Consider the following 23,602-nt stretch of genomic DNA (forward strand, 5'->3'; position numbering starts at 1 on the left):
TTGACGCCGGGGCGGGCAATTTGTTTGTGCTGGCATTTCATATACAATCAGAAAAACGATTCAGCGTTGTCGGTCAATTCGACAAAAGGCCGAGTCGTTTTCTGGTTCTCTAGCTGCTGAACAATGATCAACAACAAGCCTGCGCTGAAGAACACGCTTTACCTGGGCCAGCCACAGGCCCGCCCTCTGTTCTCCTGACTGGAATTGATCAATGTTCAAGAAAGCTGGCAAGACCTTGCTGGGTCTGGCTGTCGCTGCAAGCTTCATGCAAGCGCACGCCGCAGAAACCAAGAAAGTAGACGTGCTGCTGGTCGGCGGCGGCATCATGAGCTCCACCCTGGCCGTGTGGCTGCATGAGCTGGAGCCAAGCTGGTCGATGGAAATGGTCGAGCGCCTGGACGGCGTGGCCGAAGAAAGCTCCAACGGCTGGAACAACGCCGGTACCGGCCATTCCGCGCTGGCCGAGCTGAACTACACCCCGGAAGACAAAGACGGCAACGTCAACATCGCCAAGGCCATCGAAATCAACGAAGCCTTCCAGATTTCCCGTCAGTTCTGGTCGTGGCAGGTACGCCAGGGCGTGTTGAAGAACCCGCACTCGTTCATCAACACCACCCCGCACATGAGCTTCGTGTGGGGCGATGACAACATCAAGTTCCTGAAGAAGCGCTACGACGCGCTGCAGGCCAGCCCGCTGTTCCGCCCGATGCAGTACTCCGAGGACCACGCGCAGATCGCCAAGTGGGTCCCGCTGATGATGGAGGGCCGCGACCCGAACCAGAAGCTGGCCGTGACCTGGACGCCGATCGGCACCGACGTGAACTTCGGCGAGATCACCCGCCAGTTCGTTGGCCACCTGCAAACCCAGAAAGGCTTCGACCTGAAGCTGTCCACCGAAGTGCAGGACATCACCCGCAACAAGGACGGCTCCTGGCACGTCGAGTACAAGAACCTGAAGGACGGTACCGAATCGGCCACCGACGCCAAGTTCCTGTTCATCGGTGCTGGTGGCGGCGCACTGAAGCTGCTGCAGAAGTCGGGCATTCCTGAAGCCAAGGAATACGCAGGCTTCCCGGTGGGCGGCTCGTTCCTGGTGACCGAGAACCCGACCGTTGCCATGCAGCACATGGCCAAGGCCTACGGCATCGCCTCGACTGGCGCACCACCCATGTCGGTACCGCACCTGGACACCCGCGTGCTGGACGGCAAGCGCGTGATCCTGTTTGGCCCGTTCGCCACCTTCTCGACCAAGTTCCTGAAGAACGGCTCGTACCTGGACCTGCTGAGCAGCACCACCACCCACAACGTGTGGCCAATGACCAAGGTGGGTATCGAGCAGTACCCGCTGGTCGAGTACCTCGCTGGCCAGCTGATGCTGTCGGATGATGACCGCTTCGAAGCCCTGCGCACCTACTTCCCGAACGCCAAGAAGGAAGACTGGCGCCTGTGGCAGGCCGGCCAGCGTGTGCAAATCATCAAGCGTGATGCCGAGAAAGGCGGCGTGCTGAAGCTGGGCACTGAAGTGGTGGCGTCGCAAGACCGCACCATTGCTGGCCTGCTGGGTGCATCGCCAGGCGCCTCGACGGCTGCACCGATCATGCTGAACGTGCTGGAAACCGTGTTCAAGGAGAAGGTCGCTACCCCTGAGTGGCAGGCCAAGATCAAGGAAATCGTGCCAAGCTACGGCACCAAGCTGAACGATTCGGCAGCGGCCACCCAGAAAGAGTGGAACTACACCGCTGAAGTGCTGCAGCTGGAGAAACCGCCGGTGATCGATGCCAGCGTTGACTTCAACGGCGCGCCGAGCGAGCCGGTTGAGAGCAAGCCTGCGAACGACATGGCGCTGTAATCGGCCATTGTTGTGAAAGAAGCCACGGGGGAAACCTCGTGGCTTTTTTATTGCCTGTTCGGGCCCTTTCGCGGGTACAGGAAAATCAGCTCTGCCGAAGAATGCACTCCAGCAACCCAGGAAACCGCTCACCCAGCATTTCGCTGCGCAGCGAGTTCATGTGGGTCGTCCCCACATTGCGGGTATGCACCAGCCCCGCATCACGCAGGACGCGGAAGTGATGGGACATGCTCGACTTCGGCCGGCCGCCATCCAGCTCGCCGCAGCTGGCTTCGGTGACACCGGCCAGGTGTCGGACGATTTCCAGGCGCACGGGGTCGCTCAGCGCATAGAGCAGGCGTTCGAGGATCAGGTCTTCAGCGGTGGGGTGTTTGTAGGCTCGCATGGCTCACATGATAACGGGGGTTTCATTAATTGCCATAGTTCGATTATGATCGAACAACAGTATTCAGATGAGCCCGGAGTTTCCCATGTCCGCACTGTTCGAACCCTACACCCTCAAAGACGTCACCCTGCGCAACCGCATCGCCATTCCGCCCATGTGCCAGTACATGGCCGAGGATGGCCTGATCAACGACTGGCACCAGGTGCATTACGCCAGCATGGCCCGTGGCGGTGCCGGCCTGCTGGTGGTCGAAGCCACGGCGGTGGCACCGGAAGGGCGCATCACCCCTGGTTGCGCCGGAATCTGGAGCGATGCCCACGCCCAGGCTTTCGTGCCGGTGGTGCAGGCCATCAAGGCGGCCGGTTCGGTGCCGGGCATCCAGATTGCGCACGCCGGCCGCAAGGCCAGCGCCAACCGCCCGTGGGAGGGTGACGACCACATTGGTGCTGATGACGCGCGTGGCTGGGAGACCATCGCCCCGTCCGCCATTGCCTTTGGCGCGCACCTGCCAAACGTGCCGCGCGCAATGACCCTGGACGACATCGCCCGGGTCAAGCAGGACTTCGTCGATGCCGCACGCCGTGCGCGTGACGCCGGCTTCGAGTGGATCGAACTGCACTTTGCCCACGGCTATCTGGGCCAGAGCTTCTTCTCCGAGCACTCCAACAAGCGAACCGACGCCTACGGCGGCAGCTTCGACAACCGCAGCCGTTTCCTGCTGGAAACCCTGGCTGCAGTGCGTGAAGTGTGGCCGGAGAACCTGCCGCTGACCGCGCGTTTTGGTGTGCTGGAGTACGATGGCCGCGATGAGCAGACCCTGGAAGAGTCGATCGAGTTGGCGCGCCGCTTCAAGGCCGGTGGCCTGGACCTGCTGAGCGTGAGCGTCGGTTTCACCATCCCTGAGACCAACATTCCGTGGGGCCCGGCGTTCATGGGGCCGATCGCCGAACGCGTGCGCCGTGAGGCGAAGCTGCCGGTGACCTCGGCGTGGGGCTTTGGTACGCCGCAACTGGCTGAAGCCGCGTTGCAGGCCAACCAGCTGGACCTGGTGTCGGTAGGGCGCGCGCATTTGGCTGATCCGCACTGGGCGTACTTTGCGGCCAAGGAGCTGGGCGTGGAGAAAGCCTCCTGGACCTTGCCGGCGCCGTATGCGCACTGGCTTGAGCGCTATCGCTGAGTGATGCCGGGGGCTGCGCAGCAGCCCCCGAATCTAAAACCGATCCAACCGGTAGGCCCCCATCTCAGGCCCACTGGCCTGCTCAGCCAACCGCCCCACCCACTCCGCCGTCACCGCTGCCTGGGTCAGCCCCAAATGCTGATGCCCAAACGCCAGCAGCACCCGCCCATCACACACCCTGTCGATCACCGGCAACGAGTCTGGCAACGAAGGCCTGAAGCCCATCCACGGCGTTGCCCCTTCGGCACTCAAGTCTTGCCGAAACAACCCCTTGCTCAAATGGTGCAACTGCCAGGCGCGCTGCATGCTCGGCGGTGCCTCCAGCCCGGCGAACTCCACCGTGCCGGCCAGGCGCAAGCCGTCGGCCATGGGCGTCATGATGAACTTGCGTTCCAGCGACGTGACCGCAAACGGCAGGCGCTGATGCTCGCCCGGCAGCATCAGGTGGTAACCGCGCTCCGTGTCCAGCGGCACCCGCTTGCCCGTCAGTACGGCGGTCAGTTTCGCTGAGTGCGCACCACAGCTGATCAGCACCTGACGGGTATTGAACGTGCCATGGTCGCTGACCAGGGTGGCCCCGCCGCTGTGCAACCGGCCACCCTCGACCTGCGCCTGGGCAAACCGTACGCCACTGGCTTTGGCCGCTTCGAACAGCTCGCACACCACCCTGTACGGATCGATGAAATGGCCGGTCTTGGGAAAGAACAGACCGCCCAGCAATGACGGGTTCAACTGCGGTGCCGCTTCGCGTACGGCCTCAGCCGACCAGAAGTCCACCGGCACCGCCTGCTGTTGCATGCGTGCGCGCAAGGCCTCCAGGGCCTGGCGTGATTCAGGCTTCTCGAACACCAGCAGTGAGCCATCTTCCTGGAACAGCTCGCTGCGCCCGATCGAGCCCAGTAATCGCCGCCAGGCACCCAGGCTGCCTTCGTTCAGTGTGCGGATGCCGGCCACGCTGCGCTGGAACGGCGCTGGGCGCAGGTTGAGCAGCAGGCGAGTGAACCACGGCATGGCCTTGGGCAGGTACTTCCAGTCCAGGCGCAACGGGCCCATCGGGTCCAGCAGCATGCGCGGCAAGCGCTTGAGGATCGACAGGTCGGCGATCGGGAACACCTGCTCGGTCGCCAGGTGCCCGGCATTGCCATAGGATGCCCCCTGGCCGGGCGCCTGACGGTCGACCAGCAGCACTCGGCGGCCCTGACGGGCCAGTTGCAGGGCGCAAGCGACGCCGACAATGCCGGCGCCAACCACCGCGATATCAGTTTCAGCGGTTTCGAGCATGTTCAGCCTTCCCGTTTACCGTCAAGCAGGCGCCGCAGTTGCAGCGGGTTGCCGTGCTGCAACGCCGACGGCAGCAAGGCCTCGGGGAAGTCCTGGTAGCACACCGGACGCAGGAAGCGCAGGATCGCCGCCGTGCCCACCGAGGTGGTGCGGGCATCGGAGGTGGCCGGGAACGGTCCGCCGTGGACCATCGCATCGCACACCTCAACGCCGGTCGGCCAGCCATTGACCAGAATGCGCCCGGCCTTGCGTTCAAGGGTCGGCAGCAGGGCGCGGGCGCTGGTGATGTCGGCATCGTCCAGTTGCAACGTAGCGGTCAGCTGGCCTTCCAGTTGCTCGGCCACCTGGCGTACCTGTTCATCGCTCACGCAGGCCACGACCAACGACGCAGCACCGAACACTTCGGCCTGTAACGCCGGGTCTGCCAGGAAGGCTTCGGCCTGGGTCACGAACAACTGTGCCTGGCATTGGTTGGGGCCTTGCCCGGCCTGACCACTGGCTGCCGCCTTGGCATTGGCGTTTTCCGCCAGGGCACCGACACCGGCCTGGTAAGCACTGAAGATGACCGGGGTGAGCATGGTCTGCGCGGCGGCCTGTTGTACGTGTTCGCTGGCGGCAGCGATGAAGCGCTGCAACGCGGGCCCTTGTCGGGCGATCACCAGGCCGGGGTTGGTGCAGAACTGGCCAGCACCTTGGGTCAACGAGGCGACGAAGCCTTGCGCCAGGGCTTCGGCGCGGGCCTGCAAAGCGGCCTCGAAGAGGAATACCGGGTTGATCGAGCTCATTTCGGCGTACACCGGGATCGGCTCCGGGCGTGCCTGAGCGGCTTGGCACAGTGCGACACCACCGCTACGCGAGCCGGTAAAACCTACTGCCTTGATACGCGGGTCGCTGACCAAGGCGATGCCCACTTCTCGGCCAGAGCCGTACAACAGCGAGAACACGCCGGCCGGCAAACCGCACAGCTTCACCGCTTGCGCCACGGCCTGGCCGACCAGTTCGCTGGTGCCAGGGTGGGCGCTGTGGGCCTTGACCACCACCGGGCAGCCAGCGGCCAATGCCGACGCGGTGTCGCCACCGGCTACCGAAAATGCCAGCGGAAAATTGCTGGCGCCGAACACGGCCACCGGCCCCAGGGCCACCTGGCGCTGACGCAGGTCGGCGCGGGGCAGGGGCTGGCGTTCGGGCTGGGCATTGTCGACCCGTACATCCAGCCATTCACCAGCCCGCACCACCCGGGCAAAAGTGCGCAACTGGGTGCAGGTGCGGCCCCGTTCCCCCTGGATGCGCGCTTTGGGCAGGCCTGTTTCGGCCACGGCGCGGTCGATCAGGGCATCGCCGAGGGCTTCGATCTGCGCGGCGATGGTTTCGAGAAATTGTGCCCGTTGTTCGAGCGAGGTTTCGCGGTAGGCATCGAACGCCGCCCAGGCCAGGGCGCAGGCCTGGGCCACGTGTTCGCCGGTGCCGCCGAGGTAGGCCGGTTCCAGCGTTTGCCCGGTAGCCGGGTTGATGGCGTGGATGGCTTCGCGGCTGCCAGTTACCGGCGTCTGGCCGATCAGCAGGTTGCCTGTGAGGGGCATGTAGCCTCCTTGGAGTCAAATACGGGTATCAAGGGAAACCGCAGCCCCTGTAGGAGCGCCCTTTCGCGACACAAGGCCGCTCTTACAAGAGTCCGCGCAGGTCGCAAAGTCAGGCGACGTTTTGCTCAGCCGACCAGCTGGCATACCAGCTGCGGAACAGCGCGTACTGCTGCTCGGCATAGTTGCGCTGGGCATCGGTCAGCACGTCGGTCTCGTTGAAGTGCAGGCTGTACTCGCGGTCACCGTTCAGCACCATCAGGTGCTTGTAGTACAGCACCAGGTCGCAACCCTCATCGAACGACGACAGCACCGCCAGTGCCGCTTCCAGCTCACGCGCCAGGCGACGGGCCTTCGCATCGCCCTTGGCCGCCTGCTTGCTCAGGCTCACCAAGTGCAGCACTTCACGCGGCAGGGCGTTGCCGATGCCGGTGATGGCACCGGTGGCGTTGCAGTTGACGAAACCATGCACCACCTGGGTATCCACGCCGACCATCAGGGTCACATCGTCATCCTTGGAGGTGATGTGCTCGGCGGCGTAGCGCAGGTCGGCGCCACCGCCGAACTCCTTGAAGCCGATCAGGTTGGAGAATTCGCGGCGCAGTTCGAAGAACAGGTCGGCACGGGTGGCGAAGCCGTAGTAGGGGCTGTTGTAGATCACTGCTGGCAGCTTGGGCGCGGCGGCGAGAATGGCCGAGAAGTGGTGCTTCTGGGCGATCAACGAGGCACCCCGGCTAAGCACGCGGGGGATGACCATAAGGCCGGCGGCACCGACCTTGGCAGCATGGGCCGCGTGGGAAACCGCTTCGCGGGTGTTCACCGCACCCGTGCCGACGATGGTGGGAATGCCTGCGGCCACCAGGCGCGCCACACCTTCCTGGCGCTCGGCTTCGGTCAGCAGCGGCCAGTCACCCATCGAGCCGCAGTACACCACGGCGCTCATGCCGGCCTCGATCAGTTCGCGGCCCTTGCGCACCAGAGCGTCGAAGTCCGGCTTGCGGTCTGCGGTGCATGGGGTCATCAAGGCGGGCATGGTGCCGGTGAAGATGTTGTCAGTCATTGTTGTCACTCCTCGCATTGTTCAGTCGGAAAAAGCCGGGGTCAGATACCCCAGGCGAACGGGTCTTGTTCGTCGATCAGCAGGGTGCTGTCGGCGGTCATGTAGGCGCGGCCGGTGATGAACGGGCGAATGTGTTCGCCGTCGCGCTCGTAGCGGCCGTGGAACTGGCTGCCGGTGATGCTGGCCTGCACCCAGGTCTGGCCTTCGGCAAGCTTGCCGTCGGCGGCCAGGCAGGCCAGCTTGGCGCTGGTGCCGGTGCCGCAGGGCGAGCGGTCGTAGGCCTTGCCAGGGCACATCACGAAGTTGCGGCTGTCGGCGTTGGCGTCGTTGGCGAACAACTCAACGTGGTCGATGGGGGCGCCGTTTTCACCCGTGATGCCCTGGGCTTCGAGGGCCTTGAGCATGGCCCAGGTGTACTCGGTGAGCGCTTCCCGGTTGCCCAGCTCTATGCGCTGGCCGTGTTCGGAAACCAGGAAGAACCAGTTGCCGCCCCAGGCAATGTCGCCATGCACGACGCCGTGCCCGGGCACATCCACCGCCACCTGCTGGCGATAGCGGTAAGAGGGCACATTGGCGACGGTGATGGCGCCATCTTCATGCAGGGTGGCGCTGACTTGGCCGACCGGGGTGTCTATCTTGTGCACGCCGGGCGCGATCAGGCCCAGGTGCTGCAACGAGGCGACCAGGCCGATGGTGCCGTGACCGCACATGTTCAGGTAGCCGGCATTGTTGAAGAAGATCACCCCGCACGTGGCGTCGGCAGACACCGGTGGGCAGTACAGCGCGCCCACCAGCACATCGTTGCCGCGAGGCTCCAGCAGGCAGGCACGGCGCCAGTGGTCGTGCAGCTCGCGCAGTTCGTCGCGCTGTTCGGCCATGCTGCGGCCATGCAGTTGCGGGAAGCCCTTCATCACCAGGCGGGTCGGTTCGCCGCCAGTGTGGGAGTCGATGACGTGAATCTGTTTCATGGGCTTGTCCCTTGCGTAAAAGATCAGGAGGCGACGGCGGCAGGGCGGCCGGCATAGGTGTCAGCGGTGGTTTCGCTTTCGTCCTCGCCTTCCAGGCGCACCAGGTGTGCAGGCACGCCAGTGGCCGCTCCCCAGTAGTAGATGCCCAGGGCACAAGCCGCCACGACTGCGGTGTCGAGCGGGTGGCCGATGACCCCCAGGCCGCCGAAGCTGCCCAGCCACGACAGCAGGATGGTTACTGCGTAGAAGCCGATCAGCCATGCCGACGAGCGCACTTGCTGGGCCAGCGACAGGTGCTGGGTGGGCACGAAGCGACCGCACAGCAGGTACAGCGCGAACATCACGATTTGCAGGGCCAGTAGCCACGACACGGTATTCCAGCCGGACCAGTACACGATCAGCGCGGCGATGATGAACGACAGCGGGCCGAGCACGCCCATACCCTTGACCCGGAACGGGCGCGGCATGTCTGGCGCATTGCGGCGCAGGGCGGCGACGGTGACCGGGGCCACGGCGTAGCTCAGTACCAGGGCAGCGGATACCACGTTGATCAGCGCTTCCCACGACGGGAACGGCAGGGTCCAGAACACCGACAGGGCAAACGTCAGCCATAGCGCCGGACGCGGGATGCCGGACTCTGCATCGATGCGGGTGAAGTACTTGAAGAAGGTGCCGGTCTGCGCCCAGCCATAGATCACGCGCGGGGTGGCGTTCATGTAGATGTTGCCGCAGCCGCTGGGCGAGATCACCGCGTCGGCCACCACCAGGTAGGCCAGCCAGCCCACACCCAGGGCAAGGGCGATGTCACGGTAGGGCAGGGCCAGTTCCTTGGTGACCGCAGCCCAGCCGTTGGTGAGCATTTCGGTCGGTACGCTGCCGAGGAAGGCCAGTTGCAGCAGGGCGTAGATGGCGGTGGACAGCAGCACCGAAAGCATCAGCGCAATCGGGATAGTGCGCTGCGGGTTCTTCACCTCGCTGGCTACCGAAATGATCGGCGTCAGGCCCAGGTAGGCGAAGATGATGCCGCCCGCCGACACGGCCATTTCCACCCCGGACAGGCCGAACGGGGCAAAACCGTGGACCTCGAAGTTTTCTGGCTTGAAGAAGGTGAACAGTACGCCAATCACCAGCAGCGGCACGATGAACTTGAATACGCTGACCAGGTTGTTGGCCTTGGCGAAGGTTTTCACGCTGCGGTAATTGAGGAAGAAGAACAGCCCCAGCAGCGCGAACTGCACGAGCCAGCCAAGCACGGTCGGGTCGCTTGAACCGGTTTTGGTCAGCCCGGGAAACCAGGCGGCGGCGTACTGGCGCGAGGCGACCACTTCGATGGCGATCAGGCTGGAAAAGGCGATCAGGGTGATGAAACCCATCAGGTAGCCCAGCAGCGGGCCGTGCGAGTAAACCGGGTAGCGCACCACGCCACCGGCGCGGGGCAGGGCGGCGCCCAGTTCGCAGTAGACGATGCCCAGCAGCAGCACGGCGAACCCGCCGAGGAACCAGGACAGGATGCCAGCCGGGCCGGCGATGGCCGAGACATGGCTGGCGGCGAACAGCCAGCCAGAGCCGAAAATGGCCCCCAGGCCGATGAAGGTGAGGTCCAGCAGTGATAACTGTTTCTTGAATTTGCCTGACATGGGTTCGCCTTTTTGTTGGTTATTGGATAGGCAGGTCTGATGTCACGAGATGCGGCTTTTTGGGCCGCGCTCTTGTAGGACTTGGGCGGCTTGCGTGGGGCATAGAGTGAACCGGTCGGGGCGGCGGTTCTTGATGGTTTTCTGCAAGGGGGATGACGAAATCGGCACAGTTGCAAAAAATGCTGGCGGCGAGGGTGGGGTGCTGGATAGGCTGTAGGCCTTAGCGAATAAGGGCTGTAGAGATGTGTTGGTAGTGCTGGCCTCTTCGCGGGCACAGCCAGCAGAGAACCGAAGATGACCGACAATCCCTTGGCAACCCTGTACCAGTCTCTCGACTTGCACCGCCCCGCGAGCCTTGAGGCCCTGCTGGCCAGCGTTTCCCTGCTATTGCCGATCCTCGACGTCATCCCCAACGCCGCCATCTTCATCAAAGACCCGGCCGCCCGCTACGTGCTGGCCAACAACACCCTGGTCCAGCGTTGCGGCCTCAAGCGCTTGCAGCCGTTGCTCGGCAAGACCAGCGCTGAAGTCTTCCCGGCACAGCTTGGCCCCGGCTACACCGAGCAGGACCGCCGCGTACTCAAGGAAGGCCTGGTGCTGGACGACCAGCTGGAGCTGCACCTGTACGGCAGCCGCGAGCCCGGCTGGTGCCTGACCCACAAGCGCCCGCTGTACAACCAGGCGGGCGAGATCATCGGCTTGGTGGGCATTTCGGTCGACCTGCAATCAGCCGCCGACACTCACCCTGCCTACCAGCGCCTGGCCGCGGTGGACGAGCATATCCGCCAGCACTTTCACCAGCCGATCAGCATGGGCGAGCTGACCCGCATCGCTGGCATTTCCGTGGCTCAGCTGGAGCGCTACTGCAAGCGGGTATTTCACCTCACGCCCCGACAGATGATCCACAAGGCGCGCCTGGAGCACGCCCACCGCCTGCTGCATTCGGACCTGCCGATCACTGACGTGGCGATGCGCTGTGGCTACACCGACCACAGCGCCTTCAGCCGCCAGTTCAAGCAACTGACGGGTTTCACGCCGAGGCAGTATCGGCAGGCGACGGTGCCGTAGCCGTAGTGGCCTCAGGTGAAGCGACTCTTGCTTGCCAGACCTTATAGAGCTTTTGTGCACGTTCCATCCGCGACAGCTTCAGTACGGTCAGCAGTAGGCCGAGGAACAGTATTGCGGCTAAACCTGTCAGCAGAGCACGCTGGCCCTTCACACCTTTTTCAACTTGCGCTGCGTAGTCGGGGGCCATGAAGAACGAGCAGATGGTGTCGAGTTTTTCTTCCGGCATGTAGCGTGTAAAAGGCGCCAGGCTTTCCGAAGACCGGCACTGGTCCAGCGTGAGCTTTTCATCCGGAAACCACATTTCAAACTTGATGTCCTGTTGCGACAGGTAGAAGGCAGGTGACGCCGGGTCATTTTTCAGCGATACCATCAAATACTCCGACTGGTTTGCCACCGGCAGCGGGGTAATTAGCGCGAAAAGTACAATCAACAGGGCAAGGAACCCTTTGAAGCGACCTCGGGAGAATCGCGCTGTAGCAAACTTGGGCTCGTCGAAATCACTCCAGTCGATATAGGCGCGGTTGCGGCTCAGGTCGCCGGGTGCAAAGCCGTTATCTACGATCCACCGGTGGGCAAGGCAGGCCTCATGCAGGTTGTTGGCCGGGATATTGAATTCATAGCGGAAGAACTCAATTTCTCGTAATTCCCTGCGCAGGGTATTCAACTGCGAGTGACTGTCGAATTCGGTGGTGCCACCGAAACTACGCCAGATAAGGTCGCGAAGAAAGTAGAGCGAACCGGCTCGCCTGTAGATGAACCACAGCAGCAACCCAATCAATATAAGCGTGCCGACCCCGCCGAGGGGGGCGAGCGTTTCTACGCTCCAGAACGATGAGGCCAGATTGGTGGAATTCGTCATGTCAGCTCCTTTAACGATTTAAGCGGGCCTTGTGCTTATGCTTCAGGCCAGCGCGTCCGATAAGGCGGCAATAATAAAAGCGCTTAAGCTGACATGTCGCTAGTGAAACTTCCGAGTTGGTTGTAGGGAATTTCTTGATTGACTGCGTGGCCTCATATTCAGCCGTTGGCAAATAGTCCACGTGCCTCGGCAAAGCACTGCTCGGCAATCGCCGAGCGCGGCTCGCTGCGGCGCAGCAACAGGCCGACCGGGCTGTGGATGGCAGCGTCGGCCACCGGCAGAATGCGCAGGTGCTCGCTGAGGTCTTCGAGGCCGCAGTCCAACGGCATGATCGCGCAGCACATGCCGGTGTTGATGGCCTGTATCAGCTGGAAAGTCGAGTCGCTTTCCAGTACCGCATGCGGTTCCAGGCCACGGCTGCGCAAGCTCAGGTCCAGCGACTGTCGGTAGTGCATACCCTTGCTCAACAGGCCCAGCGGTATGTCGCTGAGCGCGTCCCAGCGCAGGGTGTCGCTGTCAAACTGGAAGTGCCGGGTGTCATGCAGCAGGCCCATGGTAGTGGTGCCCAGTTCCAGTACTTCGAAGAAGCTGGTGTTGACCTGGTCCAGGTAGCAGATACCCAGGTCGAGCTGGTTGCGGCTCAGTCCGTCGATGACTTGCTCCGAGCTCAGCGAACTGAGCTGGAAGTGCAGTTCGGGGTATTTTTCGCGCAGCGGCAGCAGCAGGTGCATGGGGTTGAAGCTGGCCAGCGGCACTGTGCCCAGTCGCAGGCTGCCGACCACCTGGCCCCGGCAACTGGCGGCCTCGGCCTGCAGGCCGTCGTGGGCGGCGAGCAGGGTGCGGGCCCAGGCCAGAATACGCTCGCCGGCCTCGGTGAAGCCTTCGAAGCGCTGGCCGCGTTTGACTAGCACCAGGTCCAGCTCGTCCTCCAGGTTGCGCAGGCGCATGGACAGCGTCGGCTGAGTGATATGGCACAGCGCCGCCGCCTGGCCGAAGTGGCGGGTCTGGTCGAGGGCGATGAGGAACTTGAGCTGCTTGATGTCCATGAAAGTGCCTGGCGTATGGTTGTGCAGACCATAACCCACGTCTGCGATAGATGTCATTGATCGGCCGGTAAGCCATAACGATTGGACGCCCCCGAGCCACGCCTCTAGCGTGGCGACAAGGCCATTCAAGGAGCTTTTACTGTGCGCGTCCAACCCGATGCGGTCTTCGTACCGCTCAACATCGCCGTGCTGACCGTCAGCGACACCCGTACCTACGACAACGATACCTCCGGCGAGCTGCTGGCCAGCCGGTCGGTCGAGATCGGCCACCGGCTGGTGGCGCGAGCGTTGCTCAAGGACGACCTGTACAAGATCCGCGCCCAGGTCGCCACCTGGATTGCCGACGAGCAGGTGCAGGTGGTGCTGATTACCGGCGGTACCGGCTTTACCGGGCGTGACAGCACACCGGAGGCGGTCGAGTGCCTGCTGGACAAGCGCATTGATGGCTTTGGCGAGCTGTTCCGGGCGCTGTCGATTCTGGATATCGGCAGTTCTACCGTGCAGAGCCGAGCGTTGGCCGGGTTGTCCAACCGCACGTTGGTGTGCTGCTTGCCGGGTTCCACCGGCGCCTGCCGTACGGCGTGGGAAGGAATTCTGGCGGAGCAGCTGGATGCCCGGCACCGGCCGTGCAATTTCGTCAAACACCTGCTGCCGATCGAGGCCTGTGCCAGCCGGGGGTGAGTTTTCTCCTGTGACGGCTATCAGCTCAACACATGCCCCACCGGCAACAACGCCGGTGGCAACTGCGTCTCGCCCAAACCCGCCAGCACATCCCGCTCCACCGTCCGCACCATGGCATCGGTTGGCAGGTCGTTCTCATCCCGTCCGAACGGGTCCTCCAGTTCGTTGCCAATCGCATCCAGCCCGAAGAACGTGTATCCCACGATGGTGGTGAACAGCGGTGCCAGCCAGCCCAGCGGCTCGGCCAGGGCAAACGGCAGCAGCAGGCAGAAGATGTAGATGGTGCGGTGCAGCAACAGCGTGTAGGGGAACGGCAACGGTGTGAACTTGATCCGCTCACAGGTGGCCTGCACCTCGGTCAGGCCTACCAGCCGCTGTTCCAGCAGGCTGTAGCGCCAATCGCTGATGTGCTGTTGTTCCGCCAGCTGCGAGCAATGCTGGCCGATGTCGCGCAGGATGCCGTCGCACACGTTATGCGAGCTGATCGCCTCTGGCCGGGCCAGCCAGGGCCGGGCGGCCGCCAGGTCGTCCTCATTACGCAGGCGGGCATTCAGCGCATGGGCATAGCCACACAGGCTGCGCAGCAGCTCTGCGCGCAGTGCCTCGTCAGCAATCACCACGCTTTCGCGCACGAACGAGCGGGTTTCGATAATCAGCTTGCCCCAGGCCTTACGGCCCTCCCACCAGCGGTCGTAGCAGGCGTTGTTGCGAAAGCTCATGAAGATCGACAGCGACAGGCCCAGCAACGTAAACGGCGTGGCACTGACCGGGTAGAAAAACGCGGGGAAATGGCGCTCGACCAGCACGATCAGCGCGGCCAGCAGGGTCACCATCAGGCAGCGCAGGGCGATGCGCTTGACGATCGACCCCTTGAGGGTGAACAGCACACGCAGTACATCGGGGGTTGGGTGGACAATCATGGAAATCCAGAGACGGCGGTTCAGCCGCCGGTCATGTTCATGAAGCGCAGGATCTGCACATCGCCACCCACTTCGAAGTGATGGCGGTAGGGCTTGAGGTGCAGCGAGTCGCGGATGGCCTTTTCCAGGCGCTCGCGGTTGCCGGGGTGAGCACGCAGCACGTGCTTCAGGTCTACCGAGTGTTCGTTGCCCAGGCACAACAACAGGCGGCCTTCGACTGTCAGGCGCACGCGGTTGCAGGTGGCGCAAAAGTTGTGGCTGTGCGGCGAGATGAAACCGACCCGGGTGTTGGCGGCTTCGGCCAGGCGCCAGTAGCGGGCAGGGCCCTGTGATGATTCGGTGGACTCCACCAGGGTGAACTGTTCTGCCAGGCGCTCGCGTACTTCGTCGCTGGAGCAGAACGACTCGCCGCGCTCGTGTTCGCTGATTACCCCCAGCGGCATTTCTTCGATGAAGGTGATGTCCAGCTCGCGATCGATGGCAAAGCGTACCAGGTCGACCAGTTCGTGGTCGTTGCGGCCTTTGAGTACTACACAGTTGAGTTTGATGCGTTTGAAGCCGGCCTGGCGTGCGGCGTCGATACCGGCGATGACCTGGTGCAGGTCGCCGGTACGGGTCAGCTGCTTGAAGCGTTCGGTATCCAGGCTGTCAAGGCTGATGTTCAGGCGCGACAGCCCGGCGTCGAACAGTGGCTGTGCCAGGCGCCCGAGTTGCGAGCCGTTGCTGGTCATGCACAGTTCGCGCAAGCCGGGCAGGGCGGCAATCCGCCCGCACAGCTCGACGATGCCCTGACGTACCAGCGGCTCGCCGCCGGTCAGGCGGATTTTGCGGGTGCCCAGGGCGACGAAGCGCTCGGCCACCTGGAACAATTCTTCGAGGCTGAGGATCTGCTGGCGCGGCAAAAACTGCATGTCTTCGGCCATGCAGTACACGCAACGGAAGTCACAGCGGTCGGTGACCGACATCCGCAGGTAGTCGATTTTCCGGTTGAAGCCGTCGATCAGGGCCCGGCTGTTCTGTTCCACGTTCGCGCTCGAATGGGGTGGGTTCACACCAAGCTATAGCCTGGCCGCAGGGCCGTCAAATTGCTTTGCCCGACTGGTTGATCGATGGTTTCTATCACGGCTGCAGGCCCGATGCTTCAAAGCTTCCACCCCATGATCGAAACCGCTTATCACGCCGTAAGATCTTTCGATTGGACGCCCCACCCCCACGCTCAATAGGCTGAATAAAAGCATCGAAGCGTGAGGATTCATCGCATGAGCCAGGACGAACACATCAGGGACTACAAAGGCGCAGCCGCCGGCTGGGGAGCGCTCAAGAGCGTGACCAAAAGCTGGCTGGGCAGCGAAAATGCCTTCAAGAACCTGCGGGCCATGCTCAAGACCAACCAGAACGGCGGCTTCGACTGCCCCGGCTGTGCCTGGGGGGAGTCGCCGGAAAGCGACATGGTCAAGTTCTGCGAAAACGGCGCCAAGGCGGTCAACTGGGAAGCCACCGGCCGCTCGGTTGACCCGGCTTTCTTCGCCAAATACAGCGTCAGCGCGCTGAAGGACCAGACTGACTACTGGCTCGAATACCAGGGCCGCCTCACGCACCCGATGCGCTACGACGCTGCCACCGACCACTATGTCGAAACCACCTGGCAGGAGGCCTTCGAGCTGGTCGCCAGACACCTGCGTGCGCTGCAGTCGCCAGACGAGGCCGAGTTCTACACGTCGGGCCGGGCCAGCAACGAGGCGGCGTTCCTCTACCAGCTGTTCGTGCGCGCCTACGGCACCAACAACTTCCCCGATTGCTCGAACATGTGCCACGAAGCCAGCGGTGCAGGCATGTCGGAAACCCTCGGGGTGGGCAAAGGCACTGTCGTGTTTCACGACCTGGAGCTGGCCGATGCGATCTTCGTCATCGGTCAGAACCCAGGCACCAACCACCCGCGCATGCTCGAACCGCTGCGTGAGGCGGTCAAGCGCGGGGCTCAGGTGGTGTGCTTCAACCCGCTGAAAGAGCGTGGCCTGGAGCGCTTCCAGCACCCGCAGCACCCGTTCGAAATGCTCAGCAACGGCTCCGAACCGACTTCCAGCGCCTACTTCCGCCCGGCCTTGGGCGGTGACATGGCGGCCATGCGTGGCATTGCCAAATTCCTGTTGCAGTGGGAGCGCGAAGCCCAGGCCAACGGTGAGCCGGCGGTGTTCGACCATGCCTTCATCGCCGAGCACACCAGTGGCGTCGATGACTACCTGGCGGCAGTGGACGCCACCTCCTGGGCGCATATCGTCAAGCAGTCGGGCTTGACCTTGGCCGAGATCGAGCTGGCGGCCCGCATGTACCGCAAGGCAGAGCGGGTGATCATGTGCTGGGCCATGGGCGTCACCCAGCACCGCCATTCGGTGCCTACCGTGCAGGAAATCGTCAACCTGCAGTTGCTGCGCGGCAACGTCGGCAAACCCGGCGCTGGCCTGTCGCCGGTACGTGGCCACAGTAACGTGCAGGGCGACCGCACCATGGGCATCGACGAAAAGCCCAAACCGGCGCTGCTCGATGCCATCGAAAAACGCTTCCAGTTCCGTGTGCCGCGTGCCCATGGGCACAACGCGGTGCTGGCGATCAAGGCCATGGAAGAGGGGCGGGCCAAGGTGTTCGTCGCCCTGGGCGGCAACTTTGCCCAAGCCACCCCGGACACCCCGCGCACCCACGCGGCGCTGCAGAACTGCGCGTTGACCGTGCAGATTTCCACCAAGCTCAACCGCTCGCACCTGGTGACTGGCCGCGATGCGTTGATCCTGCCCTGCCTGGGCCGGACCGAAATCGACCTGCAGGCCGAAGGGCCGCAAGGCGTGACCGTGGAAGACACCTTCAGCATGGTGCACATCTCTAACGGCCAGTTGCGCCCGCGTTCACCGCACATGCGCTCGGAGCCGTGGATCATCGCCGGCATGGCCAAGGCCACGCTGGGCAATCAGCCGATCGACTGGGAGTATGCGGTGGCTGATTACAACCGCATTCGTGACATGATTGCCGACGTGATCCCTGGTTTCACTGGCTTCAACGAACGCCTGCATAGCCCGGGCGGTTTCCACCTGGGTAACAATGCCGCCGATCGCAGCTTCCGCACGGCCACGGGCAAGGCACGGTTCATGCCCCACGCGCTGCCGGAGGAGTTGATCAACGCCAAGGTGCTGGCGCGGGGTGACAAGCCCGACCTGATCCTGCAGACCCTGCGTTCGCACGACCAGTACAACACCACGCTGTATGGCCTGGACGACCGCTACCGCGGCGTGTTCGGCCTGCGGGAAGTGGTGTTCGTGAACGAGGCCGATATTCGCCGCCTGGGCTTCGAGCCGGGTGAGCATGTGGACCTGGTGTCGCTGTGGGAGGATGGCGTCGAGCGGCGGGTGTCGGGGTTCCGCCTGGTGGCGTATGACGTGCCTGAAGGGCAGGCGGCGGCGTATTACCCAGAGACCAATCCGCTGGTGCCGCTGGAGAGTTATGGCGTGGGGACTTATACGCCGACATCGAAGTTTGTGGCGATCAAGGTTGAGAAAGCCAAGGCGGGGAACCGGATTGCGGCGGTGTTGGCTGTAGACTGATTGGTTACCTGTACCGGCCTCTTCGCGGGCTTGCCCGCGAAGAATCCAGCACCGATTCAGGATCGATGCACCGGGTACGCTGTGGTGTACTTCATCTGCTCCATGGCAAAACTGGACGTAATGTTCGACAGCCCATCGGTACGGGTAATCAGCTTTTTGTAGAACCGGTCATACGCCGCAATATCCCCCACCACTACCCGCAGCATGTAATCCCAGTCGCCGGACATGCGATAGAACTCCATCACTTCTTCGAACCCGGTCACGGTCGCGGCAAACTGCTCAAGCCAGGCGCTGTCGTGGCGCTGGGTCTTGAGCTGGACGAACACCGTCAGCCCCAGGCCAAGCCGTTCGGGGTCGAGCAGGGCGACGCGGCCAAGAATGTAGCCTTCTTCTTCCAGGCGCTTGACCCGCTTCCAGCAGGGCGTGGTGGACAGGTTGACGGCCTCGGCCAGGTCCTTGAGCGATATCGAGGCATCGCGCTGAAGCAGGGTAAGAATGTGCTGGTCGAAACTGTCCATATCGCGCGCGGGCCGTGAAGAAAATTTTTCACAGATTACCCCAAGGCCAGAACATTTGGGTTGTGCGATAGTTGCAGCCTTAACTCTGCCAATGGGCCTGACCATGTCCGACAAGCCGCGCAATTTCGCCACCCGTACCATTCACGCCGGCGAGCAGTTCAGCGTCGCTGAAAACGCCATTTTCCCAGCCATCGTCACCGCCAGCTCGTTCACCAAACGTAGCCTGGACGACAAACCGGAATACTCCTACAGCCGCGTTGGCAACCCCACCCGACATGCCTACGAAACCTGTGTCGCCGCGCTGGAAGAGGGCGTGGGCGCGGTTGCCTGTGCCTCGGGCGTGAACGCTACAGCGACGGTGCTGGAGCTGCTACCCAAGGATGCCCATGTCGTGGTGATGAACGGCGTGTACGGCGGCACTTTCCGTATTCTGGAAGACTACCGCAGCCGCACCTCGGGCCTGACCACCACCTATGTCGACCTCAACGACCTGGAGGCCGTGGCTGCCGCCATCAAGCCGGAAACCCAGCTGATCTGGATCGAATCGCCGACCAACCCGCTGCTGCACCTGGTCGACATCAAGGCCGTGTGCGACCTGGCCAAGGCCCGGGGCATCCTCACCTGCATCGACAATACCTTCTGCTCGCCGTGGAACCAGCGCCCGATCACCTTGGGCGTAGACCTGGTGATGCACTCGGCCAGCAAGTACATCGGTGGCCACTCCGACCTCACCGGTGGTGTGGTGGTGGCGGCCAACGATGCACTGCTGGCGCGCCTTCGCCGCATCAGCATGGCAATTGGCGCGGTGCAGGGGCCGTTCGACTGCTACTTGGCCCTGCGTGGCCTGAAAACCCTGGATGTGCGCATGGAGCGCCAGTGTGGCAATGCCCTGCAGGTGGCGCGCTTCCTCGAAAACCATCCGCAGATCGAGCAGGTGTATTACCCGGGGCTGGAAAGCCACTCGCAACACGAATTGTGCAAACGCCAGATGCGCAGTGGCGGGGCGGTGGTGGCCATGAAGGTCAAGGGCGACCGCGCCGCGCTCAACCGCTTGGTGGAAGCGTTGCAGATCTTTGTGCTGGCCGACTCGCTGGGTGGGGTGGAGAGCATGATCAACCACTCGTGGACCATGTCGCACTGCTCGCTGAGCCCGGAGCAGAAAGGGGTGATGGGGATCAGCGAAAACCTGCTGCGGCTTTCGATGGGGATCGAGGATTACCGTGATCTGATCGAGGATCTGGATGGCGCCTTGAAAGCTTCGGCAGCTGTGTAAGGGTTGCTGGCCTCTTCGCGGGTTAACCCGCGAAGGGGCCAGTGAATTCAATACATTTCCATCAGGATTTCGGCGGATGAATGATCCGTTCGATCTTGTCCTTGATCAGCAACCGTTCCTTGCGCAGGCGGTTGACGGTGTCGTCGTTGGTGCCGTTGCCTTCGGCGGCGACCACCTCCTTGTCCTTGGCGTTGTATTCCTTGTGCAGTGAGTGCAGCGTCTGGTCCTTGTCAATGAGCGCCTGGAATGCATCAGCGGTAACGTGCAGGTCAGCGAGCAGATCATGCGGAACTGGCATTTCTTCACCTCTGTCAGGGTTGTCAATAAGGTCCTGACCTTTGAGGATAGCCGCCTTTGCGCAGGCCGGTGATGTCGGCCTGCCTGAATGGCAGCTGAATGAAGCGCCGTTAATCACCGAAAGGCGCGCCCTCACGAAATTGTTACCAACTTTTTCACAAAAAATTGATGACGCGCTTTCTAGAGTTCGCCCAACTTTCCCACGGTGCCAGCCGGCCTGGGGGTTGATAATCACTCTTGATTGCGAACGCTAATGCTCAACTTCAAATCCCTGCGGACTGAATGGGTCACGCTGCTGGCCAGCCTTTACCTGCTGATTGGCTTGAACATGTTCCTCTGGGAGCACCTGCAAGAGGTGGTGCCTGCCGGCCTGTCCGGGCTGTGGTTGAGCCTGGCGTTTGCCGTGCTGATGTTGTTCGCTTTCAATCTCATCCTCACGTTGTTTGCCTTCCGGTATGTATTGAAGCCGATACTTATCGTGTTGTTCATGAGTGGCGCGGGTGTGGCTTACTTCATGAATCAATACGGCGTACTTATAGATGCGGGTATGTTCCGCAACATTGCAGAAACCAACGTAACCGAAGTACGCGACCTGCTTTCGCTGAAGTTTGGCTTGTATATTCTGGGCTTGGGCGTGGTGCCTTCGGTGCTGTTGTGGAAGGCGCCCATTGCCTACCGTCCCTGGCACCGCGAGCTGCTGGGCAAGCTGGTAGTCAGTGGCGCCTGCGTGGTAGCCCTGGGCTCGGTGGCGCTGGTCAACTATCAAGGGTTGTCCTCGCTGTTTCGCAACCACCACGAATTGCGCCTGATGTTGACCCCCAGCAATATCGTCGGTGCTTCCATTGGCTACGTCAGCGAACGCGTCGGTACGGCATCGCGTCCTTTCCAGCACTATGGCGAAGATGCCAAGCGTGATGTCGCCTGGCAGAAGCATGAGCGCAAGTCGTTGACCGTGCTGGTGGTGGGTGAAAGTGCGCGGGCCGACCACTTTGGCGTGTTGGGCTACGACCGCAATACCACCCCGAACCTAGCCAAGGAGCAGGGCCTGGTGGCGTTTTCCGATGTGCATTCGTGCGGTACGGAAACGGCTGTCTCGGTGCCGTGCATGTTCTCGGGTATGACCCGCAAGGAATACGATGCCCGCGTGGCCAAGAACCGCGAAGGGCTGCTGGATATCCTCCAGCGGGCCGGCCTGGCCGTGCAGTGGCGCGACAACCAGTCGGGCTGCAAAGGTACCTGCGACCGTGTGCAGTTCATCGATGTCAGCAACCTCAACGACCCGCAGCTGTGCGCCAATGGCGAATGCCATGACCAGATCCTGCTGCAAGGGCTGGACGCGCTGATCGACAACCTCGACAAGGACACGGTGCTGGTGCTGCACCAGATGGGCAGCCACGGCCCGGAATATTTCAAGCGCTACCCAAGTGACAGTGAGCGCTTCACGCCGGTGTGCCAGAGCAACGCGCTGAACCAGTGCAGCGAGCAGGACATCATCAACGGTTACGACAACACCCTGGCCTACACCGACAAGGTACTGGCGTCGCTGATCGACACCCTGCGCAGCAAACAGGACAAGGTCGACACCGCGATGATTTACCTGTCCGACCATGGCGAGTCGCTGGGTGAGTACAACCTGTTCCTGCACGGCACGCCTTACGCCATCGCCCCGGAACAGCAGAAGCACGTGCCATTGCTGACCTGGTTCTCCGACAGCTACAAAGAGGATTTCGGCATCGACACCGACTGCCTGGCCAAGCTCAACGACGCGCCGCTGTCGCAGGACAACCTTTTCCACTCCATGCTCGGCCTGTTGCAGGTGCGCACCGAGGTGTATCAGCAGTCGCTGGACATGTTTGCCAGCTGCCGTCCGTGGTTGGCGGCTAAACGCTGACCCACACAATACCACCACTTATCGATATCAAGGATGGCCCGGGTTTCACCAGCAGTGCCCGCGCCGTATATACTGCGCGCCAATGTTAGTGGGAGAGCCTTGTGGCCATCGAAATTCACTGGATCCGTGACGACCTGAGCCTGGCCGAACACTGCCGCGACTGGCACCAACTGCCTTTTGTCGCTGTCGACACCGAATTCATGCGGGTTGACACTTTCTACCCGAAAGCCGGGCTGATCCAGATCGGCGACGGCCAGCGGGCCTACCTGATCGACCCGTTGCTGATCGGTAACTGGCAACCCTTGGCCGATTTGCTCGAAGACAGCGGTGTGGTCAAGGTGCTGCACGCCTGCAGCGAAGACCTCGAAGTGCTGTTGCGCCTGACCGGCAAGCTGCCGCAGCCGCTGTTCGACACCCAGTTGGCAGCTGGCTACCTGAACCTGGGCTTCTCCATGGGCTATTCGCGCCTGGTGCAGGAGGTGCTGGGTATCGAGCTGCCCAAGGGCGAAACCCGCTCCGACTGGCTGCAGCGCCCGCTCTCCGACACTCAGGTCAGCTATGCCGCCGAAGATGCCGTGCACCTGGCCGAGCTGTTCACCGTCTTGCGCCCGCGCCTGAGCGACGACAAGTACGCCTGGGTGCTGGAAGACGGCGCCGAGCTGGTGGCTGCGTTGCGCCGTGAGGTCGAGCCCGAGACCCTGTACCGCGACGTCAAGCTCGCCTGGAAGCTGGCCCCCCAGCAACTGGCGGTGTTGCGAGAGCTGTGCGCCTGGCGCGAGCGTGAAGCCCGTAGCCGCGATGTGCCGCGCAACCGCATCCTCAAGGAGCACTCGCTGTGGCCCATGGCCAAGAGCCAGCCGAACAACCTGTCGGCGCTGGCCAAGATCGACGAGATGCACCCGCGCACCATTCGTCAGGACGGTGAGTGCCTGATCAAGCTGATCCAGCGCGCCGCCAGCCTGCCTGCCGAGCAGTGGCCCGCGCCTTTGCCCGAGCCGCTGCCGATTGAGGCCGCCGGCATCCTCAAGCAGCTGCGTGCCATCGGCCAGGCCGAAGGCGAGCGCCTGGGGATCGCCCCCGAGCTGATGCTGCGCAAAAAAGCCCTGGAAGCGCTGCTCAAGAGTGGCTACCCCAATGGCCCTTATCAACTGCCCGATTCGCTGCGCGGCTGGCGCCGTGAGCGTATGGGCCAGGCCCTGCTGGACAGCCTTGCAGGTGCCGGAGAGACCCGATGAAACGCATTTGCTCGATCTACAAGAGCCCCCGCAAGAACGAAATGTACCTGTATGTGCTCAAGGCCGAGGGCCTGGAGCGCGTGCCGGAAGGCCTGCTGCCATTCTTCGGCACCCCTGTGCATGCCTTCGACCTGGTGCTCACCCCGGAGCGCAAGCTGGCCCGCGAGGACATCGCCAAGGTGCTGGAGAACCTCGACAACCAGGGCTACCACCTGCAGATGCCGCCAGCGGAAGACGAGTACATCGAGCACCTGCCTGAAGAGCTGCTGCGCCGAAACGACCCGGTCTGA

Annotated in this window: 21 protein-coding genes; 9 read left to right on the plus strand and 12 right to left on the minus strand. The window is 62.7% G+C overall.

Annotated elements, in window-relative coordinates:
* Positions 1-211: 211 nt before the first annotated feature.
* Positions 212-1,849 carry a malate dehydrogenase (quinone) gene (mqo, locus tag D8767_RS08245; RefSeq protein ID WP_019098485.1) on the plus strand — a complete coding sequence of 546 codons (1,638 nt, stop codon included), beginning with the start codon at positions 212-214 and terminating at the stop codon, positions 1,847-1,849.
* An 85-nt stretch (positions 1,850-1,934) separates the two neighbouring features.
* On the opposite strand, the gene D8767_RS08250 is transcribed toward mqo, so the two are convergent.
* On the minus strand, positions 1,935-2,234 hold the full coding sequence (locus D8767_RS08250; protein ID WP_025753907.1) for a helix-turn-helix transcriptional regulator: 300 nt from the start codon (positions 2,232-2,234) through the stop codon (positions 1,935-1,937).
* A gap of 85 nt (positions 2,235-2,319) precedes the next feature.
* Here D8767_RS08250 and xenA point away from each other — a divergent pair, with 85 nt between their 5' ends.
* Positions 2,320-3,411 (plus strand): xenobiotic reductase XenA, encoded by a 1,092-nt coding sequence (gene xenA / locus D8767_RS08255; RefSeq protein ID WP_016711963.1) that lies wholly within the window; start codon positions 2,320-2,322, stop codon positions 3,409-3,411.
* Between the two features lie 33 nt (positions 3,412-3,444).
* Here xenA and D8767_RS08260 read toward each other — a convergent pair whose 3' ends face one another.
* From D8767_RS08260 to D8767_RS08280, 5 genes are all read right to left on the minus strand, one after another.
* The gene (locus D8767_RS08260) at positions 3,445-4,692 is read right to left on the minus strand and encodes an FAD-binding oxidoreductase (protein WP_016711962.1); all 1,248 of its coding nucleotides are present in this window, start codon (positions 4,690-4,692) and stop codon (positions 3,445-3,447) included.
* Positions 4,693-4,694: 2 nt separating this feature from the next.
* Entirely contained in the window at positions 4,695-6,272 is a 1,578-nt protein-coding gene (locus D8767_RS08265; protein WP_016711961.1) for an aldehyde dehydrogenase (NADP(+)), read from the minus strand.
* 109 nt (positions 6,273-6,381) lie between these two features.
* Positions 6,382-7,329, minus strand: coding sequence for a dihydrodipicolinate synthase family protein (locus tag D8767_RS08270; protein ID WP_016711960.1), 948 nt, complete (start codon positions 7,327-7,329; stop codon positions 6,382-6,384).
* A gap of 41 nt (positions 7,330-7,370) precedes the next feature.
* Positions 7,371-8,297 carry a 4-hydroxyproline epimerase gene (locus D8767_RS08275; RefSeq protein ID WP_016711959.1) on the minus strand — a complete coding sequence of 309 codons (927 nt, stop codon included), beginning with the start codon at positions 8,295-8,297 and terminating at the stop codon, positions 7,371-7,373.
* 23 nt (positions 8,298-8,320) lie between these two features.
* Positions 8,321-9,934, minus strand: coding sequence for an APC family permease (locus tag D8767_RS08280; RefSeq protein WP_016711958.1), 1,614 nt, complete (start codon positions 9,932-9,934; stop codon positions 8,321-8,323).
* Between the two features lie 294 nt (positions 9,935-10,228).
* On the opposite strand from D8767_RS08280, the gene D8767_RS08285 reads away from it, so the two are divergent.
* Positions 10,229-11,002, plus strand: coding sequence for an AraC family transcriptional regulator (locus D8767_RS08285; RefSeq protein ID WP_016711957.1), 774 nt, complete (start codon positions 10,229-10,231; stop codon positions 11,000-11,002).
* On the opposite strand, the gene D8767_RS08290 is transcribed toward D8767_RS08285, so the two are convergent.
* A complete protein-coding gene (locus D8767_RS08290) occupies positions 10,965-11,861 on the minus strand; it encodes a DUF6216 family protein (RefSeq protein ID WP_016711956.1) in 897 nt (298 codons plus the stop codon). The genes D8767_RS08285 and D8767_RS08290 overlap by 38 nt on opposite strands.
* A gap of 158 nt (positions 11,862-12,019) precedes the next feature.
* A complete protein-coding gene (locus D8767_RS08295; protein ID WP_016711955.1) occupies positions 12,020-12,907 on the minus strand; it encodes a LysR family transcriptional regulator in 888 nt (295 codons plus the stop codon).
* Positions 12,908-13,048: 141 nt separating this feature from the next.
* Here D8767_RS08295 and moaB point away from each other — a divergent pair, with 141 nt between their 5' ends.
* Positions 13,049-13,588: a molybdenum cofactor biosynthesis protein B gene (gene moaB / locus D8767_RS08300; protein ID WP_012273701.1), complete on the plus strand. Its 540-nt coding sequence runs from the start codon at positions 13,049-13,051 to the stop codon at positions 13,586-13,588.
* Positions 13,589-13,608: 20 nt separating this feature from the next.
* Here the strand turns inward: moaB and D8767_RS08305 are convergent, their stop codons facing one another.
* Both D8767_RS08305 and moaA read right to left on the minus strand, forming a co-directional pair.
* Positions 13,609-14,508, minus strand: coding sequence for a bestrophin family protein (locus D8767_RS08305; RefSeq protein WP_016711954.1), 900 nt, complete (start codon positions 14,506-14,508; stop codon positions 13,609-13,611).
* A 20-nt stretch (positions 14,509-14,528) separates the two neighbouring features.
* A complete protein-coding gene (gene moaA / locus D8767_RS08310; RefSeq protein WP_016711953.1) occupies positions 14,529-15,533 on the minus strand; it encodes a GTP 3',8-cyclase MoaA in 1,005 nt (334 codons plus the stop codon).
* Between the two features lie 234 nt (positions 15,534-15,767).
* On the opposite strand from moaA, the gene D8767_RS08315 reads away from it, so the two are divergent.
* Complete coding sequence (locus D8767_RS08315) at positions 15,768-18,098, plus strand: FdhF/YdeP family oxidoreductase (protein ID WP_016711952.1); 2,331 nt, start codon at positions 15,768-15,770, stop codon at positions 18,096-18,098.
* A 56-nt stretch (positions 18,099-18,154) separates the two neighbouring features.
* Here the strand turns inward: D8767_RS08315 and D8767_RS08320 are convergent, their stop codons facing one another.
* Positions 18,155-18,616: an Lrp/AsnC family transcriptional regulator gene (locus D8767_RS08320; RefSeq protein WP_016498365.1), complete on the minus strand. Its 462-nt coding sequence runs from the start codon at positions 18,614-18,616 to the stop codon at positions 18,155-18,157.
* 91 nt (positions 18,617-18,707) lie between these two features.
* On the opposite strand from D8767_RS08320, the gene D8767_RS08325 reads away from it, so the two are divergent.
* Positions 18,708-19,889, plus strand: coding sequence for a PLP-dependent aspartate aminotransferase family protein (locus D8767_RS08325; protein WP_063977623.1), 1,182 nt, complete (start codon positions 18,708-18,710; stop codon positions 19,887-19,889).
* A 61-nt stretch (positions 19,890-19,950) separates the two neighbouring features.
* Here D8767_RS08325 and D8767_RS08330 read toward each other — a convergent pair whose 3' ends face one another.
* Complete coding sequence (locus D8767_RS08330) at positions 19,951-20,187, minus strand: YdcH family protein (protein WP_016711950.1); 237 nt, start codon at positions 20,185-20,187, stop codon at positions 19,951-19,953.
* 252 nt (positions 20,188-20,439) lie between these two features.
* Here D8767_RS08330 and D8767_RS08335 point away from each other — a divergent pair, with 252 nt between their 5' ends.
* The 3 genes from D8767_RS08335 to D8767_RS08345 all read left to right on the plus strand — a co-directional run bounded on the left by D8767_RS08335 (position 20,440) and on the right by D8767_RS08345 (position 23,602).
* The gene (locus tag D8767_RS08335; RefSeq protein WP_016711949.1) at positions 20,440-22,077 is read left to right on the plus strand and encodes a phosphoethanolamine transferase; all 1,638 of its coding nucleotides are present in this window, start codon (positions 20,440-20,442) and stop codon (positions 22,075-22,077) included.
* Positions 22,078-22,178: 101 nt separating this feature from the next.
* Complete coding sequence (gene rnd, locus D8767_RS08340; protein WP_016711948.1) at positions 22,179-23,312, plus strand: ribonuclease D; 1,134 nt, start codon at positions 22,179-22,181, stop codon at positions 23,310-23,312.
* Positions 23,309-23,602 carry a YcgL domain-containing protein gene (locus D8767_RS08345; protein WP_016711947.1) on the plus strand — a complete coding sequence of 98 codons (294 nt, stop codon included), beginning with the start codon at positions 23,309-23,311 and terminating at the stop codon, positions 23,600-23,602. The genes rnd and D8767_RS08345 overlap by 4 nt, the downstream gene beginning before the upstream one ends.

This window comes from Pseudomonas sp. LTGT-11-2Z (genome assembly GCF_003691445.1).
GTDB classification, from domain to species: domain Bacteria; phylum Pseudomonadota; class Gammaproteobacteria; order Pseudomonadales; family Pseudomonadaceae; genus Aquipseudomonas; species Aquipseudomonas monteilii.

What these genes read in the sequence shown, in the direction of transcription:
- mqo (WP_019098485.1), top strand. Translation starts at nt 212, where the DNA reads ATGTTCAAGAAAGCTGGCAAGACCTTGCTGGGTCTGGCTGTCGCTGCA.
- D8767_RS08250 (WP_025753907.1), bottom strand. Translation starts at nt 2,234, where the DNA reads ATGCGAGCCTACAAACACCCCACCGCTGAAGACCTGATCCTCGAACGC.
- xenA (WP_016711963.1), top strand. Translation starts at nt 2,320, where the DNA reads ATGTCCGCACTGTTCGAACCCTACACCCTCAAAGACGTCACCCTGCGC.
- D8767_RS08260 (WP_016711962.1), bottom strand. Translation starts at nt 4,692, where the DNA reads ATGCTCGAAACCGCTGAAACTGATATCGCGGTGGTTGGCGCCGGCATT.
- D8767_RS08265 (WP_016711961.1), bottom strand. Translation starts at nt 6,272, where the DNA reads ATGCCCCTCACAGGCAACCTGCTGATCGGCCAGACGCCGGTAACTGGC.
- D8767_RS08270 (WP_016711960.1), bottom strand. Translation starts at nt 7,329, where the DNA reads ATGACTGACAACATCTTCACCGGCACCATGCCCGCCTTGATGACCCCA.
- D8767_RS08275 (WP_016711959.1), bottom strand. Translation starts at nt 8,297, where the DNA reads ATGAAACAGATTCACGTCATCGACTCCCACACTGGCGGCGAACCGACC.
- D8767_RS08280 (WP_016711958.1), bottom strand. Translation starts at nt 9,934, where the DNA reads ATGTCAGGCAAATTCAAGAAACAGTTATCACTGCTGGACCTCACCTTC.
- D8767_RS08285 (WP_016711957.1), top strand. Translation starts at nt 10,229, where the DNA reads ATGACCGACAATCCCTTGGCAACCCTGTACCAGTCTCTCGACTTGCAC.
- D8767_RS08290 (WP_016711956.1), bottom strand. Translation starts at nt 11,861, where the DNA reads ATGACGAATTCCACCAATCTGGCCTCATCGTTCTGGAGCGTAGAAACG.
- D8767_RS08295 (WP_016711955.1), bottom strand. Translation starts at nt 12,907, where the DNA reads ATGGACATCAAGCAGCTCAAGTTCCTCATCGCCCTCGACCAGACCCGC.
- D8767_RS08305 (WP_016711954.1), bottom strand. Translation starts at nt 14,508, where the DNA reads ATGATTGTCCACCCAACCCCCGATGTACTGCGTGTGCTGTTCACCCTC.
- D8767_RS08315 (WP_016711952.1), top strand. Translation starts at nt 15,768, where the DNA reads ATGAGCCAGGACGAACACATCAGGGACTACAAAGGCGCAGCCGCCGGC.
- D8767_RS08320 (WP_016498365.1), bottom strand. Translation starts at nt 18,616, where the DNA reads ATGGACAGTTTCGACCAGCACATTCTTACCCTGCTTCAGCGCGATGCC.
- D8767_RS08325 (WP_063977623.1), top strand. Translation starts at nt 18,708, where the DNA reads ATGGGCCTGACCATGTCCGACAAGCCGCGCAATTTCGCCACCCGTACC.
- D8767_RS08330 (WP_016711950.1), bottom strand. Translation starts at nt 20,187, where the DNA reads ATGCCAGTTCCGCATGATCTGCTCGCTGACCTGCACGTTACCGCTGAT.
- D8767_RS08335 (WP_016711949.1), top strand. Translation starts at nt 20,440, where the DNA reads ATGCTCAACTTCAAATCCCTGCGGACTGAATGGGTCACGCTGCTGGCC.
- D8767_RS08345 (WP_016711947.1), top strand. Translation starts at nt 23,309, where the DNA reads ATGAAACGCATTTGCTCGATCTACAAGAGCCCCCGCAAGAACGAAATG.